Here is a 16340-nt window from a genome sequence, read left to right on the forward strand (position 1 = left end):
TACGGACTTCTGTCGGGATGACGGCAGAATGAGCGCTGCAGCTTTCTCTCGCCTGCCGCGGCGAGAGAGAAAAGGGCGGGAGGCCGAAGATCAGCCGCGCACGAAGCGCCAGAGATCGCCCTCGGCACCGTCGAAGCGATAGCCGTCGCTGTCGAAGCCCTTCATCGCTTCGGGATCGGCGATGCGATGCTCGCACAGATAGCGGGCCATCATGCCGCGTGCCCGCTTGGCGGCGAAGCTGTTGAAGCGCAGCCCGTTCGGGCCGTTTTCGCGGAAGTCGACAGTGATGATCCGTGCGCCCTTGGGCGGGACGGTTTCGACGGCGTGCCAATATTCCTTGCTGGCCAGGTTCAGTATCACGCCCGATCCTTCCGCTGCCAGGTCGTCGGCAAGCAGGTCGCTGATCCGGTTGCCCCAGAAGCCGTAGAGGGACTTGTGCCGCGGCGCCCAGCGCGTGCCCATTTCGAGCCGGTAGGGGCGAATGGCGTCGAGCGGGCGAAGCAGGCCATAAAGGCCGGAAAGGATGCGCACATGGCCCTGCGCGAAATCGATTGCGGGCGCCTCCAGGCTGCGCGCCTCGAAACCAAGATAGACGTCACCGGCGAAGGCGTAGAGGGCAGGACGCTCTTCCTGCGCCGCAAAGCCCCTGTAGCGATCGGCGTTCAGCGTCCCGAGCGCGTCGGATATGTGCATGAGCGCGCTGAGCTTCTTCGCGCCCAGCCGCGCGGCCGAACGCACCAGTCTGTCCGTTTCTTCGCTGAAACGGGGCGAGGTGGGATCGATCGGCGGGAACGGCCGTTTGTAATCCAGCGTTTTCGCAGGAGAGAGAAGGGCAAGCATCGTGGCATCGCCGGTAGCTCATACGCCCCGCGCCGGTCAAAGCCATTATCGGCAGTTCAATCGCCGTTCAGCGCGCATGCTCCACAAGCCCGTCAAATGCTGCGGATCGCTTGTGTCGCGGACGCGCAGTCAGTAGCTAGGCGACCGAGCCCGGGCATGCCCCCGTGTCCGGTCGTTCGCCCAGGAGGAGCTTGAAGAATGAAATTTGTCTCGACGATGGCGCTGGGTCTGGCGCTGGCGTTCGGCAGCGCGGCGACGATGGTTGCGGTCACGCCCGCCGTCGCCAAGGACAAGGCGCCCAAGCCGAAGACGGTCAATCTGAGCGATGGCGTTCGCAATGCCCTGGCTGCGGCCGACAAGGCCATGAACGCGGGCGACTTCCCCACCGCCACCTCGCAGATCGCGACGGCTTCCGCCGCGGCGAAGACGAATGACGAGAAGTTCTTCGTCGGCCAGTACAAGATCAACCTAGGCACCAAGAGCAACAACCCCCAACTGCAGGCGGAGGGCGTCGACGAAGCGCTGGCCAGCGGCGGCGTGCCGGCCGAGGATCTCGGCAAATTCTATTTCTTCCAGGGGCAGTTCGCCTATCAGGCTAAGAACTACGCCAAGGCGGAGCAGGCCTTCACCCTCTCCCAGCAGAATAATTTCAGCGATCCGTCGCTGATGCCGCTGCTTGCCGAGGCCCAGTATCAGAGCGGTAACAAGCCGGCCGCGCTCGCCACGCTGCAGAAGGGCATAGCGGCCATGAAGGCGGCCAATCAGCCTGTTCCGGCGGAATGGTTCGGCCGTGCCGTCGCGATGGCCTATGACGCCAAGCTCGGACCGCAGGCGACCGACCTGACCCAGCAGTGGGTGGCCGCCTATCCGACCAAGAGCAACTGGCGTGACTCGCTGGTGATCTATCGCGAACTCAACAGTCCCGATGCGGACACGCAACTCGATCTGATGCGGCTGATGCGCGCCACGGGCAGCCTCACCGGCCAGGCCGACTATATGGAATATGCCCAGGCTACCTACCTGAAATATCCGGGTGAGGCGAAGGCCGTTCTGGACGAGGGTATCGCCGCGGGTGCGCTGCAGGCGTCGAACCAGAATGTGAAGGAAATGCTCGGCATCGTCTCCGGCAAGATCCAGGCCGACAAGGCCTCCCTGGCCGGCGCGAAGAATGCGGCGAGCGGCCGAGCCGCCTTGCTTACCGGCGACGCCTTCCTCGGCTACAAGGACTATGCGAGCGCGATCGAGCTGTACAAGCAGGCGCTCGCGAAAGGCGGCGTGGACGCCAATGTGGTGAATACGCGGCTGGCCTATGCCTATGCCTATGCCGGCCAGAAGGATGCCGCCAAGCAGGCCCTCGCGCAGATCACCGGTCCGCGCGCGAACCTCGCCAAATATATCTCTGTCTGGGTGGACCAGAAGACGGCCTGATCGGATCGATCAGTGGGTGCGGCGCGGGATCTCCGGATCCCGCGCCGCTCCTTTTTTCGTATCTTTCTATGCGGGGTCGACCGGTATTCCCGGCTCGTCCTTGGACGTGCGGATCACCAGCGAAGTCTTGACGCCCGCCACATTCGGCGCGGGGGTGAGCTGGGAGGTAAGGAAGCTCTGGAAGGCCTGGAGGTCGTGGGCGACGATCTTCACGATGAAATCGATCTCCCCGTTGAGCATGTGGCATTCGCGGACTTCGGGCAGCGTCGCCATATGCGTTTCGAATGCCTTGAGGTCGGCTTCGGCCTGACTCTTGAGGCTGACCAGCGCGAACACCATGATGCCATAGCCGAGCGCCGAGGCGCTGAGGCGGGCATGATAGCTTTCGATGACGCCGCCATCCTCGAGCGCCCGCACGCGGCGCAGGCACGGTGGCGCGGTCAAGCCGGCCCGGCTGGCAAGGTCCACATTGGTGATACGGCCTTCCTTCTGCAGCGTCGAGAGAATGACGCGATCAATGGAGTCGAGAGGCTGGCTTTGTCCGGCCACGGCATTTCCTTTCATCTTCTGCCGCCAGCCTAAAATATTATTTCGGCTTTGTGCAATTGTCCCACATTGCGACGGGGCAGAAAAGTCGCTTCCCCGCATCGTCGGCGCCAGTTAACGAGTTGGGAGCGGCATGTCGGCTAAGCGGTCGGCAGATTGGGCGGGAGGCATGGCCGGGTGCGATTCGACGACATGCTATCGACTGTCCTCGCGCAGCCCCTGAATACGGGTGAAGCGCGGGCCGCTGCGTGGCGTCAGATTGTGGACCTGCTCGCCCAGGGACGTGGGCAGCATGGCCCAGTCGTCGACGAAGCCTATGATATGGTACGGTTTCTGCGCCGGGATGTGCCGCTCGAGGTGCGTGCCGAGGTCGCGCGTGGGCTTGTCGGTCGCGCTCTGCCGCAGGACCTCGTGGCGCTGTTCGCCGAGGAGCCCGGCCCGATCGCCGCGCCGATCATCGGCACGGCACGTCTGCCTGACGAAGTTTGGATAAACCTGCTGCCGTCGCTTTCGCCCACGGCGCGCGCGCTGTTGCGCAACCGCCGCGATCTCGGGCCTGACGTGGCGAAGGCACTAACCCATTTCGGGCTCAGCGATTTCGGTATTCCCGCACCGGAATCGGCGCACGAAGCCCCGGAGTTGCCGGCAGAGGAGTCGGCCGGCGCGATCCTGGATCTCACCGCGCCGCTTGTTTCCCGAACGGAAACCGTGACGGCGGCTGCCGATCCCGTGAAGGACGTTCCGCCTCTCAGCGGGCCGATGCAGATTCGCGATCTGATGGCGCGCATCGACGCGTTTCGGCGGACGCGGCGCGGCCCTCCCGAACTGTCGGATCCGCCTGGGGATCCGACAGTGCCGAGCGAGGATTTCCGGTTCGAGACGGGGGCTGACGGCGTCGTCCTGTGGGTGGACGGCGCGCCGCGCGGGCCGCTCATCGGGATGAGCATCGCGACGCCGGCCAGCGGCCCCGAGCATGGCGTCGATGGCCATGCGGCAGGGGCCTATCGGCAACGCGCGCCGTTTCGGGATGCGCGGCTCACGGTCGCCGGGGTCGGAGCAGCCTCGGGCGAATGGCGCATCTCCGGCGTGCCCTTCTTCGATCATGCCGACGGACGCTTTACCGGCTATCGCGGCAGCGGCCGTCGCCCCCGCGCAGACGAAATGGCGCCGCGCGCCGAAACGGCACAGGCGCCGGCATCTGCTGCCGAGGGGCTCTACGGGTCCGGCCTCATGGCGGATTCGCTGCGCCAGCTCGTCCATGAACTGCGCACGCCGATCAATGCCATCTCCGGCTTCGCCGAGATGATCAGCCGCCAGATGCTGGGACCGGTCGCCTTTTCCTATCGGGAGCGGGCGGAGGAAATTCTCGCGCAGGCGCGACAGTTGCTCGCCGCCGTCGACGATCTCGACATGGCCGCGCGCATCGATACGCGACGCCTCGCGCTGCGGGGCGTGCCGGTGGATGCGGCGGCACTGTTGCTGCGGCTGCATGGCGAATATGAGCCGGTGGCCGATGGTCGGAGCGTACAGCTCAAGGTGCGGCTCGCCACCGGCTTGCCGCCGCTCGATGCCGATCCGATCGCGGTCGAGCGCATGTATGCCCGGTTGCTCGCGGCCACCATCGGTCTTGCCCAGGCGGGCGAGACCATCGCCGTGGCGCTCACGCCCGGCGAGGCGGGCACCGACAGCGTCGCCCTTTCGGTCGGTCGCCCGGCCTTGCTGGCGGGACGCGAGGAGCGGACCCTGCTGGATCCGGGCTACAGCCCCGAAGGCGATTGGCCTGACGCGCCCGCGCTCGGGCTGGGCTTCGCGCTGCGGCTGGTAAGGAACCTCGCCAACGCTGCGCACGGAACGCTGGTCATCGAGGCGGATCGCTTCTATTTGGGACTCCCGGCAAAAAGCGATACCGTCTTGAGCGGCGAGGGGAGCGGATAGGCATATTGAGCACTGACGGGCCATCCGGAACGGAGATTTCCGAAGTCGGGCTCGATCGGCCGCCGCCAGCATCGGCGCGGGCCGACCTTCCGATGGATTTCGGGCGCCGCTTCCTGACGTTCGTGGATACGGAGGAGGAATTCGATTGGCAGGCGCCGCGCAGCCGCGAGTCGACCTCAACCTACGCGCTCAACGCGCTTCCCATCGCGCATCGCCGGCTGCGTGATTTTGGCATCATTCCGGCCTATCTTGCCGATTTCCCGGTGGTCACCAGTGTGCGCGGAGCCGAATTGCTGCGCGGCTGGCAGAATAGCGGCGAATGTACGGTCGGTGCCCAGCTCCACCCCTGGGTCAATCCGCCCTTCGTCGAGGAACTGACCGCCAGCAATAGCTTCGTCGGCAATCTTCCGCCGGACCTGGAGCGGGCCAAGCTGCACGCGCTGACCAGCAGGATCGAGCAGACCTTCGGGCGGCACCCGATCGTCTATCGCGCCGGCCGCTATGGCGTCGGCCGGAACACGGCTGCGCTGCTCGAGGAGGCAGGGTATCGCCTCGACGTTTCGGTACGCTCGCTGTTCGACTACCGGCAGGACGAGGGGCCCGATTTCTCGCGGATGCCGGCGTGGCCCTGGTGGGCCGGCAGCCGGAACCAGCTCGTAGAGTTGCCCTTGACGACCGCCTATGTCGGCCTGCTGCGGGGATCGGCATCCCGCATCTTTCCGCTGACCCGGCATGTTCCTCTGCTGCGGGCGGTGCTGGCGCGCGCAGGGCTGATCAACCGCGTCGCGCTCACGCCGGAGGGCATGCCGCTAAGCGAGGTGCTCGAGGCGCTGCGCGTGCTGCTCGACGACGGCATCCGGCTGTTCAGCATCTCTTTCCACTCGCCGTCGGTCGAGCCCGGCCATACGCCCTATATCCGGGACGGATCGGATCTGCGGCGCTTCTACGCCTGGTGGGATGGCGTCCTCGATTTCTTTGCGCGCGAAAATGTACGCCCCGCGCGTGTCGAGGAAGTGGTCGGCGCATTCCAGGCCGGGCTTGCCAGCAAGGGCACCCCTCCGCTATCGCCGGTCGGGCAGGGTCGGGGCCTGTAGCTCAATGGTTAGAGCTGGCCGCTCATAACGGCTAGGTTGGGGGTTCGAGTCCCTCCGGGCCCACCACTCTCGCTCAGTCGAGCATTGCTTTCAGCGCGGGCGAGAAATCCTCCCACGTTCCATCCGCCTCGTTGCGCGTCACGATCACCGCGGCGAGATCGAGTCGCGTCGCGAAGGCCATGCCCTGGCCGGGGCCCAGCACGGTCAGGGCGGTGGCGAAGGCGTCCGCGGCGGTGCAGCTCGGATGGACGACGCTGACCGAGGCGACGCCGTTGACGATCGGCCGTCCGGTGCGCGGATCGAGGCTGTGCGGCAGCCGCCGGCCATCGCGATCGGAAAAGCGACGATAGTCGCCCGACGTCGCGATCGCGAGGCCATGGAGCGCGATGCGCAGTTGCTCCAGGGCGAGGCCCGGCGGCGATTCGATCTCCACCCACCAGGGCGAGCCGTCGGGCTTCACGCCTTCGCCGCGTAGTTCCCCGCCGACCTCGATCAGGAAATGACAGATGCCGCTGCGTTTCAGCCAGTCGGCAGCGAGATCGACGCCGAAGCCCTTGGCGATGCCCGAAAAATCGAGCGAGATCCCGCCCGGCTGCACGGCGCTGGACGCTGCCCGGTCGATCGTCAGCCGCTCCCATCCGGAGTGGGTCAGGGCCGCGGCGATCATATCCTCGGAGGGGCGTTCGGCGGGAGCAGGGGCTGGGCCGAAACCCCACAGATCGACCAGCGCGCCGAGGGTGGGATCGAACGCACCCCGCGTCGCGCGCGCTATGGCGAGGCCGGTCTCCAATACGTGAAGGCATTCGCCCGGCAGCGTCACGGCGGAGCCTGCCGGCGCGCGATTGAAGCGGGAAAGATCCGAATCGGCTTCCCAGTTGCTCATCTGCGCGACGACCCGGTCGAGCGCGGCCTGCACGCCGGCGGCGATGCGTTCGATGGTCACGCCGCCTGGCAGCACGCAGGCCAGCGACCATCGGGTGCCCATGGTCAGCCCGTCCGCGCGCACGGTCTCGCCGGCCGGCGGAGATATGGCCGCGCGGTCGGCGATCGATCGCGGGATGAGCAGGCGTGTCAGGGCGTCATCACCTCGAAGGTCGCCGCATAGCTCATCCTGCGCGCTTCGGCACGCTTCTCACTGGGATTATCGTCCGTCGCCTCGGCGCCGAGCCAGTACATGCCCGCATGCGGCCAGGTGACGGCAACCACGCCGTCCGCTCCGGTTGCCAGCTCGATCGTCCCGACATCTTCGCGGTAACGATCTCCACCCGGAACGACGGTCACTTTCAAGCCGGCGGCCGGCTTGCCGTCGATGAGGAAGCGGAAACGGGCGGTTTCGCCTGCGGCAATGGCATTGGGGTGGGTGACCGGCTCGAGCTCCATGCCCTTGCCCGTCGGCTTGAATATCGTCGTCGTCGGCGCGCCCAGCGTGACGAAGGTTTCCACGCGGTTGGCGATCTCGGTCAGATGCACGTCGGTCGCTTCGGCGGGAATATCCTCGAACGCCACCGGAGGCATGCGGCGCGCGCCGCCCTCGCCGGGGCCTCTCGCACCGCCGGGGCCACGAGGCTCGCCGCCCTCACTGCCGCGCTGCCCACTTGCGGGACGGGCTTCGCCGGGCTGGCCTGGGCCGCCGGGGCCGGGCTGTCCGGCGCGCGGCGCGCCGCCGCGTCCGCCGACGCGTCGCTCTTCGCCGTTCAGCTTGAAGCTGCCGGTGATCATCTTCTGCTCTGCGGCGACCTTCCAGGTGCCCGGCTGATCGAGCTTCACATCGAATACCGAGCGGAAGCGGCCCTGGACGCCGTTGACGGATTCGCCCGGCGTTCCATCCGGCTTCCAGATCCTGATCGCTGCGAGCTGGATCGGGCGGTGATCGAAGAAGAAGACATGCTCCGATCCCGCCGCGTCGAACGTCACCATCGTGTTGGTGCCCGAGACATTGGTGTTCGACGGCAGGATGAAAGAATGATCCGCCAGTGCCGCCGTAGGAGCGAGCAGGGCGGCCAGGAGGAGCGGGCGTGCCCAGCGCTGCATGATCCAGTTCCTCACTTCGCGGCCACGATCACGGCGCCGAGCTCGGTCTTGCCTGCCGCGCGTCCGGCAGCACCTGGCACCTTGATCGGCACGCTGACCAGCTCGCGTCCGCCATTTTCGCGCGCAGCCTCGACATTGACGACATAATTGCCGGGCGGAAGATCGGCGGGCAGCGGCACGGCGTAGCTGCCCGGGCTCTTGGTCGCACCGCTGATGCCGTCGGCGGGAAGCGACAGATTCCGTCCGCTCTTGCGCCACCAGGAGCGCAGGTCGGACAGCCATTTGGTGCCCGGCTCGTTGCCGCCCTTCTTGAGATCGTACCAGACGAAAAGGCTCCGCGGCGCGCCGCCGCCCGCCGGCTCCACCCAGCCGGCCACATAGGGCTTTTTATATTCGGCGATAGGCAGCCGCGGCAGCGTGATCGTGATCGTGGCGGCGTTGGCGGCAGGCGCGATGAGTACGGCGCTGCCGATCAGCGCGTAGGAAGCAGGACGCATGGCTTTCGTGTCCCCCTAATGAATGAACAGGATGGCGATGATGAGCGGAGCGGCGAGGCCGAGACCGACCAGCGGCCACGTCTTCTTGCGATGCTTGGCGTGGAACTGGAGGAGCAGCAGGCCGGTGCCGGTGAAGAGGATGGCGGCGGCGGCGAAAGCGTCGATGAACAGCCGCCAGGCGAGACCGGTATTGCGCCCCTTGTGGAGATCGTTGAGCAGTGAGACCAGGCCCTGGCTGGTCGTCTCCGACTTGATTTCGCCCGTCGCACGATCGACGCTCACCCAGGCATCGCCGCCCGGCCGCGGCATCGCGACATAGACCTCGCTATCGCTCCATTCCGCGGCGCGTCCGGACGGATCGAGCCCGACCGCGCCGGCGATGGCTTCGGCGACCGGCGCCGGCATGGGCGCGTCGGAGGCCTTTGGCGTCGGTTTCAGCATGCGCAGCAGCGACGCAGGCAGCTTTGCGGAACGATCGACTACCTTCGGAGTGGCGGGTATCGAGGCGGCGTGATTGAGCGTCACGCCGGTGATCGCGAACATCAGCATGCCGACCAGCGAGACCGCCGCACTGATCCAATGCCACGTATGAAGCTGCTTCAGCCACCAGCCGCGGCTGATACGGCGCTTCTTGACGGAAGCGGACGGGATCGGGATCGGGGCGTTCACCCCGACCGCCTAGCGCGAATGATCCGCAGCTGCAACCATATTGCGAGCTATTCGCAGAAGCGCGAACGATACATATCCGGTGCGCGGAGCCCTTCCAGCTTTTGGGGACTGAGCTCAGTTCGCGCCGGTTTCCATCACGGACGGATCCGCCATGCGCAGCCGGGCGAAGTCGTGGACCTGCTTGCCGACCAGTTCGAGCTGCATGTTGGCGCCAGCATCCGTACAGACGCCGCCCTTGAAAATACCACCGGAGCTGTTGATCGCCGCGCCCAGCGGGGTCGGCCAGCCGCGCAGCGCGTGGACGATGGCGCGCAGCGTCGCCAGCGTGCTGCCGGTTGCCTGCCAGCCATAGGCGGTGGCGATCAGGCCGACCGGTATGCCGTCGAGATAGACGCGCGCATCCTTGGACGTCTCTTCGAGATAGTCGATCGCGTTCTTGACCAAACCGGAGATCGAGCCGTGATAGCCCGGGCTCGCGATGATCACGCCGTCGGCCTTGCGGAGCGCTTCGACGAACTCGGTGCCCTCGGCGGAAGCCTTTGCGGCGTCGGTCATATAATGGGGCAGGCTGGTGATGAAGGGGCCGTCGAACAGCCGCACGCGCGCGCCCGCTTTCTCGGCCGATTGCAGCGCGATCTTGAGGGCGTTCTCGGTGGATGAGCCCGCTGCCGCGGTGCCACCGATACCGACGATGAAGGGTTCGCTCATCCGACCTGACTCCCGTTTTCCTCTGTCCTCACGCGGGCCGATGCCATAGCCTGTGCAGATAGCCAATGCGTCATCGCGAATTTATCCGCGTGCGTTAGCCGGTTCTGTCGGAAACCGGACGGAAACTTTGTCGGCCTAATGACAGGAGGCATGACCATTTCGCCTGCCCGCATCCACCTGATCGCCGCCGCCCGTCCCAATTTCATGAAGGTGGCGCCGCTCTGGCATGCTTTGTCCGCCGCGCCCGATTTCGCGCCGGTGCTGATCCACACCGGCCAGCATTATGACGCGAACATGTCCGACGCGATCTTCGCGGATCTCCGCCTGCCGGCGCCGGATCACCATCTCGGCGTCGGATCGGGCAGCCATGCCGAGCAGACCGGCCGGGTGATGATCGCCTATGAGAAGGTGGCGATGGCGGAGCGGCCGGACTGGCTGATCGTCGTCGGCGACGTGAACTCGACGGCGGCCTGCACGCTGGCGGCGGCTAAGCTCGGCGTGCCGACCGTGCATCTCGAGGCCGGCTTGCGCAGCCGCGATCGAGCCATGCCCGAGGAACTCAACCGACTCGTCACGGACGTGCTCGCCGACGTGTTGTGGACGCCGTCCCCGGACGCGGACGATAATCTGCTGGCCGAGGGTATTCCGGCGGAACGGATCACCCGCGTCGGCAACATCATGATGGACAGTTTCGAGCTGGTGCGCCCGGCCATCGCCGCCGCGGACGAGCCGGGCCGGCTGGGAGTCGCGGTCGGCGGCTATGGCGTGGTGACGTTGCACCGGCCATCCAATGTCGACGATCCGGCGCAGCTTGCGCGGCTGGTCGATGCGCTGCTGGCCGCGCAGCGGCGCCTGCCGCTGGTCTTCCCGGTTCACCCGCGCACCGCCCAGCGGCTGGCGGCCGGCGGGCATGACGTCCGGCTGCGCGACGCCGGGGTGATCCTCGCCGAGCCGGCGCCCTATATCCGCTTCATGAGCCTCGTGATGAATGCCGCCGCTGTAATCACTGATTCGGGCGGCATTCAGGAAGAGACCACCTATCTCGGCATTCCCTGCCTCACCCTGCGCGAGAATACCGAGCGGCCGATCACGATCAGCGAAGGCACAAGCCGGCTGGTCAACGCCGGCACGCTGATCGCGGCGCTGGAAACGGCGCTGGGCCAGCCGCGCAGCGAACGCAAGCGCCCGGACCTGTGGGACGGCTGCACCGCGGCGCGCTGCCTCGACGATCTGCGCATCCGCATGAGCGGAAAGGCCCGCGCGGCTGCCTGATCATTCGCCGCGGAGGGCAGCGAAGAGGAAGGATGCGTCGGGGAGGGATCGTCCCTATGTGTCGGGCATGTCCAAGCTCACGCCAGGCCTGCCGACACGGCAGCAGATCATCGATTTCATCACCCGATCGGATCAGCCGGCCGGCAAGCGTGAGATTGCGCGTGCTTTCGGCCTTCGCGGCAATGAGAAGATCGCGCTGAAGGCGCTGCTCAAGGACATGGCCGACGAGGGGCTGATCGATTCGGCCCCGGGCCGGGCCTTTCACAAGATGGGCGGCGTGCCGAAGGTGACGGTGCTGCGCATCGTCGACATCGAGGGCGATCAGCCGCTCGCCGTTCCCGAGCGCTGGGAAAGCGATCAGCCGCCGCCGCGCCTGCGCGTCGCGGAGCGCGGCCGCCGGTCCGCGCTCGGCGTAGGAGACCGCATCCTGGCTCGCACCGAGGAGGCAGGCCGCGGCTGGATCGCCCATCCGCTCAAGAAGCTCGCCAAGGGCGAGGAACTGGTGCTCGGCGTGCTCCATGCGGAGGGCGACCGCCTCTGGCTTCGGCCCGTCGACAAGCGCGAGAAGCGCGACTGGCAGGTTTCCGATGCCGGCGAGGCCGAGGCCGGCGACCTCGTGCTCGCCGAGAAGACGGGCCGCCCGCCGCGCATCACGGTGAAAGTGACCGAGCGGCTCGGCGATCCCTTTGCGCCGCGCAGCTTCAGCCTCATCGCTATCCACAAATATGGTATTCCCAACAGCTTCTCGGAGGATCTTCTCGAAGAGGCGGAGCGAGTGTCGAAGCAGCCGCTCGGTGCCGGCCGGGAGGACCTGCGCTCGCTCCCGATCGTCGCGATCGATCCTGCGGATGCGCGCGATCATGACGACGCGGTCTGGGCCGCACCCGACGATGATCCGGAGAATCCAGGCGGATTCAAGGCGATCGTGGCCATCGCTGACGTCAGCTATTATGTTCGTACCGGCAGCCTGCTCGACCGCGAGGCGCGCAAGCGGGGCAATAGCGTCTATTTCCCCGATCGCGTCGTGCCGATGCTGCCGGAAACGCTCTCGGCCGACATCTGCTCGCTCAAGCAAGACGAGGATCGCGCGGCGCTGGTCTGTCACCTGCAGATCGGCAAGACGGGTGCGATCCGGGCATGGCGCTTCACCCGCGCCGTGATCCGCGTCGCGGCCAACATCGCTTATGAGGATGCCCAGGCCGCGATCGATGCGGTGCCGGGCGGATCGGACGGCGCCGTCGCGCCCGCTCTGGTCGAGGAGGCGTTGCGGCCGCTCTGGGCCTGCTGGGCGGCCCTCGCTGCTGCCCGCGACGCGCGCCAGCCGCTAGACCTCGACCTGCCCGAGCGCCGCGTGATGCTGGACGAGAAGGGACGCATCCTTTCGGTGGCTCCGCGCGAGCGGCTCGATGCGCACCGGCTGATCGAGGATTTCATGATCGCTGCCAACGTCGCAGCGGCCAAGGCGCTGGAGGCGAAGAAGGCCCCCGTGATGTACCGCGACCATGAGCCGCCGAGCCGGGAGAAGCTGGTCGCGCTCAAGGAGTATCTCGCCACCTTCGGCATCCAGTTCGCCCTCGGCCAGGTGGTCCGGCCTTCCACCTTCAACCATATCCTCGGACGCGTCGACGACGAGGCCATACGCCCGCAGATCATGGAACAGGTGCTGCGCAGCCAGACACAGGCCTATTACGCACCGACGAACACGGGCCATTTCGGCCTGGCGCTCGGCAGCTACGCCCATTTCACCAGCCCGATTCGCCGCTACGCCGATCTGCTCGTCCACCGTGCGCTGGTCGGCGCCTATGGGCTTGGCGAGGGCCGTCTGACGAGCGAGGAGGCCGAGCAGATGGGACGGCTCGGCGAAAGCATCAGTCAGGCCGAGCGGCGCGCGATGGAGGCGGAGCGCGAGACGATCGATCGCTATGTCGCGGCCTATCTTGCCACGCATGTCGGCGAGATCGTCGACACGCGGATCACCGGCGTGCAGAGCTTCGGCTTCTTCGCGACCGTCGTGGGGCTTGGCGGCGACGGTCTCGTCCCGGTCTCGACGCTCGGCGCGGAGCGTTTCCGCTTCGACGAGGCGGCGCATGCGCTGGTTGGCGAGGAGAGCGGCGAACGCTACGCGTCCGGCCAGTTCCTCCAGCTTCGTCTCGTCGAGGCCAACCCGATCAACGGGGCGCTGCGTTTCGAGTTGCCGGAGGGCGCCAACCATCTGCCGGTGCGGCGGGGCGGCAAGGATCGGCGGGTGATGGGCCGGCGCGGTCGCCCGGCCAATATCCGGCACCAGGGCAGAAGACGATAGGAGCAAGATTTGGCCGTACCGACTGAGCTCAAACGCGGGCTGCGCCTGCCCGTGATCGCCTCTCCGATGTTCATCGTCTCCAATCCCGATCTCGTCATCGCCCAGTGCACCTCGGGCGTGATCGGTTCCTTTCCCTCGCTCAATGCCCGGCCGCAGGCACGGCTCGGCGAATGGCTCGATCGCATCCAGGCCGCGCTGGCGGATCATGATGCGCGCCATCCGGACCGACCGTCGGCACCGTTTGCGGTCAACCTGATCGTGCATCGCTCCAACGATCGCCTGGCGGCGGATCTGGAAGCCTGCGTCGCGCACAAGGTGCCGCTGGTGATCACCTCGCTCGGCGCGCAAGTGGAGGTGAACCAGGCGATCCATTCCTACGGCGGCCTCGTTTTTCATGACGTGATCAACCAGCGGTTCGCGCACAAGGCGATCGAGAAGGGGGCGGACGGTCTCATTCTCGTGGCCGCTGGCGCAGGCGGCCATGCCGGTGTCCAGTCGCCCTTCGCGCTGGTGCAGGAAACGCGGGCCTGGTTCGACGGCCCGATCGCTCTGTCGGGTGCGATCGCCACCGGCCGTTCGATCCTGGCGGCGCGGGCGATGGGCGCGGACTTCGCCTATGTCGGGTCCGCCTTCATCGCGACGGAAGAGGCCAATGCTCCGGAGGCCTACAAGCAGATGATCGTCGAAGGTTCTGCGGAGGACATTCTCTACAGCAACCTTTTCACCGGCGTTCACGGTAATTATCTGCGCCCGTCGATCGCCGCTGCCGGCTTCGATCCCGACAATCTGCCGACCAGCGATCCTTCCAAGATGGATTTTGCCTCCAGTGCAGGCGATGCCAAGGCCTGGCGGGACATATGGGGCGCGGGCCAAGGTATTGGCGGCGTCGACGATATCGTTCCTGCCGCGGAGCTTGTTGCCCGGCTCGCGCGCGAATATGAGGCGGCGCGCGCCGACCTGTTGCGATAGAGGCGATTTCGGCTAGGCTGACCGACAGGCGGCTCAACTGAGCCGAAAGGTGGTCAAGTGATTGGCACCCTAACTGCAGACATGCGTTGGAAGCCCTGTCGTGGCTTGGGAGATATGGTCTTTGCGCATGTCCCGTTCATGGGCGCTGGTCGCCTGTTCGGTCGGTTCTACGCTGGTTCCGGCGGCACCCGTTTACGCGGCCGAGGCTCTGACGCCGCGCGCGATGCTCGTGCAGGCTGCATATGCCACGAGCACCAAAGCTGCCGCACTCGTCCTGATCGACAAGGCTGTGACTGCTTCCGACCGCGAACTGCAGCGTAATGCGAAGGATCGTGAGGCGGCCCTTCAGCACGCAATAGCGACCGGTTACAAGGCCAAGCTTACGAGGAGCCTGAGCGAAGCGAAAACGTCCAAGCGCCTGTTCGAATCGCTCGCGGCAGCGGATCCGAACGATCCTGAGGCGCAAATCGCGCTCGCCGGCTGGCATTTGGAAGCGGTGCATGATGTCGGCTCGATGATCGCGGGTGCCATGCTCGGCGCAAAGAAGAAGGCCGGGCTGAGCGCTCTCGATCGTGCGGTCGCGCTCGGGGGCGGCAGGTCGCTTTACGCAGGCTATGCGGCGCTGCTGCGGATCGTGCTCGATTCCGATGATGTGGCCGCGGCGCGCACGCTGGCGGAAAAGGCCGCGAACGGCAATGCGCCGACGCCCGTGGACAAGATCATGAAGATCAACGCGGCGCGGTTGCTGGTCCCGTTGCGGGCGGGCGATGGATCCGCCGCGGCCAAGCTCGCCGAGCAGCTTCTGCCGTTCGGACGGATGGCGAAATAGGGCTCGACGATCTCCGTCGTCATCCCCGGATAATTTTCCAGGGACGTTTTACATCCGTGGCAGCGTGACGCCCTGCTGCCCCATATATTTGCCCGCCCGGTCGGCATAGCTGACCTCGCAGGGTTCGTTGCCCTGCAGGAACAGGAACTGGCAGGCGCCCTCATTGGCATAGACTTTCGCCGGTAATGGGGTCGTGTTCGAGAATTCGAGCGTCACATGGCCCTCCCAGCCGGGTTCGAGCGGCGTGACGTTCACGATGATGCCGCAGCGTGCATATGTGGACTTGCCGAGGCAGATCACCAGCACGTCGCGGGGGATGCGGAAATATTCTACCGTGCGAGCCAGCGCGAAGCTGTTGGGCGGAATGATGCAGCAGTCGGTCTTGCGGTCGACGAAGCTGTTCGCCGCGAAATTCTTGGGATCGACCGTCGCCGAATCGACATTGGTGAAGATCTTGAATTCGTCGGCCACACGCGCGTCGTAGCCATAGGAGGAAAGGCCGAAGCTGATGCAACCGTCGCGCCGCTGGCTCTCCACGAAGGGTTCGATCATGCCGTCCTGCATGGCGCGGTCGCGGATCCAGCGGTCGGACATGATGGACATTGGGGGCTTTCCTGCATCTGAGGGGTAGGGCGTCCTCTCCGCGAGCGGATGAGGGATGACGGTAGGGATCGTGTTGCACTTTCTCCCCGGCGGGTGCCGGGAAAGCAAGGCGGCGCGCAGCTTTCGCCGCGCCGACGGCGGAATTCAACCCAGATCGTCGGGACCGAAGGGGAAGGGCAGCAGCGAGGAGAGCATGTGCTTCTCCACTGTCTTGCCGTCCCCAGAGGCGCAATGGACGGCGATGTCGAGGCCGCCGGTCTGCGCAGCTTCGACCAGGATCTGGCGGCAGCGGCCGCAGGGACGGACGACGTCGTCGCCGGTCAGTTCGCCCTTCTTGAGCCGCCCTCCCGCCACGCCGATCGCGACGATGTCGGCCAGCCGGCCTTGCGCGCTGGCCGCGGCGATGGCGACGGTCTCGGCGCAGAGCGAAAGGCCGTAGCTGGCATTTTCCATGTTCGCGCCGGTGATGACGGCACCGTCGGACAGCAGCGCGGCCGCGCCTACGGCGAACCGCGAATAGGGGGCATGCGCATGCAGCGCCGCGCCCCGTGCCGCACCGATCAATATGGCGCCGGCGACGTCGCCGAGATCTGCCTGTTCAGCCATGGTCGCTCCGT

General features: G+C 66.4%; 16 protein-coding genes and 1 tRNA gene. 8 read left to right on the forward strand and 9 right to left on the reverse strand.

Annotated elements, in window-relative coordinates:
• Positions 1-90: 90 nt before the first annotated feature.
• Positions 91-840, reverse strand: coding sequence for a YaaA family protein (locus GQY20_RS13600; RefSeq protein WP_157217647.1), 750 nt, complete (start codon positions 838-840; stop codon positions 91-93).
• Between the two features lie 198 nt (positions 841-1038).
• Here GQY20_RS13600 and GQY20_RS13605 point away from each other — a divergent pair, with 198 nt between their 5' ends.
• On the forward strand, positions 1039-2268 hold the full coding sequence (locus tag GQY20_RS13605; protein WP_157217648.1) for a tetratricopeptide repeat protein: 1230 nt from the start codon (positions 1039-1041) through the stop codon (positions 2266-2268).
• Between the two features lie 66 nt (positions 2269-2334).
• Here GQY20_RS13605 and GQY20_RS13610 read toward each other — a convergent pair whose 3' ends face one another.
• Positions 2335-2832, reverse strand: a complete 498-nt coding sequence (locus GQY20_RS13610) for an Lrp/AsnC family transcriptional regulator (protein WP_157217650.1) — start codon at positions 2830-2832, stop codon at positions 2335-2337.
• Positions 2833-3075: 243 nt separating this feature from the next.
• Here GQY20_RS13610 and GQY20_RS13615 point away from each other — a divergent pair, with 243 nt between their 5' ends.
• From GQY20_RS13615 to GQY20_RS13625, 3 genes are all read left to right on the forward strand, one after another.
• Positions 3076-4749 carry a sensor histidine kinase gene (locus GQY20_RS13615; protein ID WP_232476039.1) on the forward strand — a complete coding sequence of 558 codons (1674 nt, stop codon included), beginning with the start codon at positions 3076-3078 and terminating at the stop codon, positions 4747-4749.
• Positions 4750-4754: 5 nt separating this feature from the next.
• Positions 4755-5843, forward strand: coding sequence for a polysaccharide deacetylase family protein (locus tag GQY20_RS13620; protein ID WP_198350952.1), 1089 nt, complete (start codon positions 4755-4757; stop codon positions 5841-5843).
• Positions 5834-5909, forward strand: a tRNA-Ile gene (locus GQY20_RS13625). The genes GQY20_RS13620 and GQY20_RS13625 overlap by 10 nt, the downstream gene beginning before the upstream one ends.
• 7 nt (positions 5910-5916) lie before the next feature.
• On the opposite strand, the gene GQY20_RS13630 is transcribed toward GQY20_RS13625, so the two are convergent.
• The 5 genes from GQY20_RS13630 to GQY20_RS13650 all read right to left on the reverse strand — a co-directional run bounded on the left by GQY20_RS13630 (position 5917) and on the right by GQY20_RS13650 (position 9748).
• A complete protein-coding gene (locus GQY20_RS13630; protein ID WP_157217653.1) occupies positions 5917-6828 on the reverse strand; it encodes an FAD:protein FMN transferase in 912 nt (303 codons plus the stop codon).
• 86 nt (positions 6829-6914) lie between these two features.
• A complete protein-coding gene (locus GQY20_RS13635; protein WP_157217656.1) occupies positions 6915-7874 on the reverse strand; it encodes a DUF4198 domain-containing protein in 960 nt (319 codons plus the stop codon).
• 11 nt (positions 7875-7885) lie between these two features.
• Positions 7886-8371 carry a DUF2271 domain-containing protein gene (locus tag GQY20_RS13640; RefSeq protein WP_157217657.1) on the reverse strand — a complete coding sequence of 162 codons (486 nt, stop codon included), beginning with the start codon at positions 8369-8371 and terminating at the stop codon, positions 7886-7888.
• A gap of 15 nt (positions 8372-8386) precedes the next feature.
• Positions 8387-9040 (reverse strand): PepSY-associated TM helix domain-containing protein, encoded by a 654-nt coding sequence (locus tag GQY20_RS13645; RefSeq protein WP_232476040.1) that lies wholly within the window; start codon positions 9038-9040, stop codon positions 8387-8389.
• A 114-nt stretch (positions 9041-9154) separates the two neighbouring features.
• The gene (locus tag GQY20_RS13650) at positions 9155-9748 is read right to left on the reverse strand and encodes an NADPH-dependent FMN reductase (RefSeq protein ID WP_157217659.1); all 594 of its coding nucleotides are present in this window, start codon (positions 9746-9748) and stop codon (positions 9155-9157) included.
• Between the two features lie 150 nt (positions 9749-9898).
• On the opposite strand from GQY20_RS13650, the gene wecB reads away from it, so the two are divergent.
• From wecB to GQY20_RS13670, 4 genes are all read left to right on the forward strand, one after another.
• Positions 9899-11020 carry a non-hydrolyzing UDP-N-acetylglucosamine 2-epimerase gene (gene wecB, locus GQY20_RS13655; RefSeq protein ID WP_157217661.1) on the forward strand — a complete coding sequence of 374 codons (1122 nt, stop codon included), beginning with the start codon at positions 9899-9901 and terminating at the stop codon, positions 11018-11020.
• A gap of 67 nt (positions 11021-11087) precedes the next feature.
• Complete coding sequence (rnr, locus tag GQY20_RS13660) at positions 11088-13322, forward strand: ribonuclease R (protein WP_157217662.1); 2235 nt, start codon at positions 11088-11090, stop codon at positions 13320-13322.
• Between the two features lie 66 nt (positions 13323-13388).
• A complete protein-coding gene (locus GQY20_RS13665) occupies positions 13389-14291 on the forward strand; it encodes an NAD(P)H-dependent flavin oxidoreductase (protein ID WP_408641113.1) in 903 nt (300 codons plus the stop codon).
• A gap of 127 nt (positions 14292-14418) precedes the next feature.
• Entirely contained in the window at positions 14419-15120 is a 702-nt protein-coding gene (locus tag GQY20_RS13670; RefSeq protein ID WP_157217666.1) for a hypothetical protein, read from the forward strand.
• Between the two features lie 48 nt (positions 15121-15168).
• On the opposite strand, the gene dcd is transcribed toward GQY20_RS13670, so the two are convergent.
• Positions 15169-15723 (reverse strand): dCTP deaminase, encoded by a 555-nt coding sequence (gene dcd / locus GQY20_RS13675; protein ID WP_157217667.1) that lies wholly within the window; start codon positions 15721-15723, stop codon positions 15169-15171.
• Between the two features lie 144 nt (positions 15724-15867).
• Entirely contained in the window at positions 15868-16329 is a 462-nt protein-coding gene (locus GQY20_RS13680) for a cytidine deaminase (protein WP_157217669.1), read from the reverse strand.
• Positions 16330-16340: the final 11 nt, after the last annotated feature.

Source organism: Flavisphingomonas formosensis (genome assembly GCF_009755815.1).
GTDB lineage: Bacteria > Pseudomonadota > Alphaproteobacteria > Sphingomonadales > Sphingomonadaceae > Flavisphingomonas > Flavisphingomonas formosensis.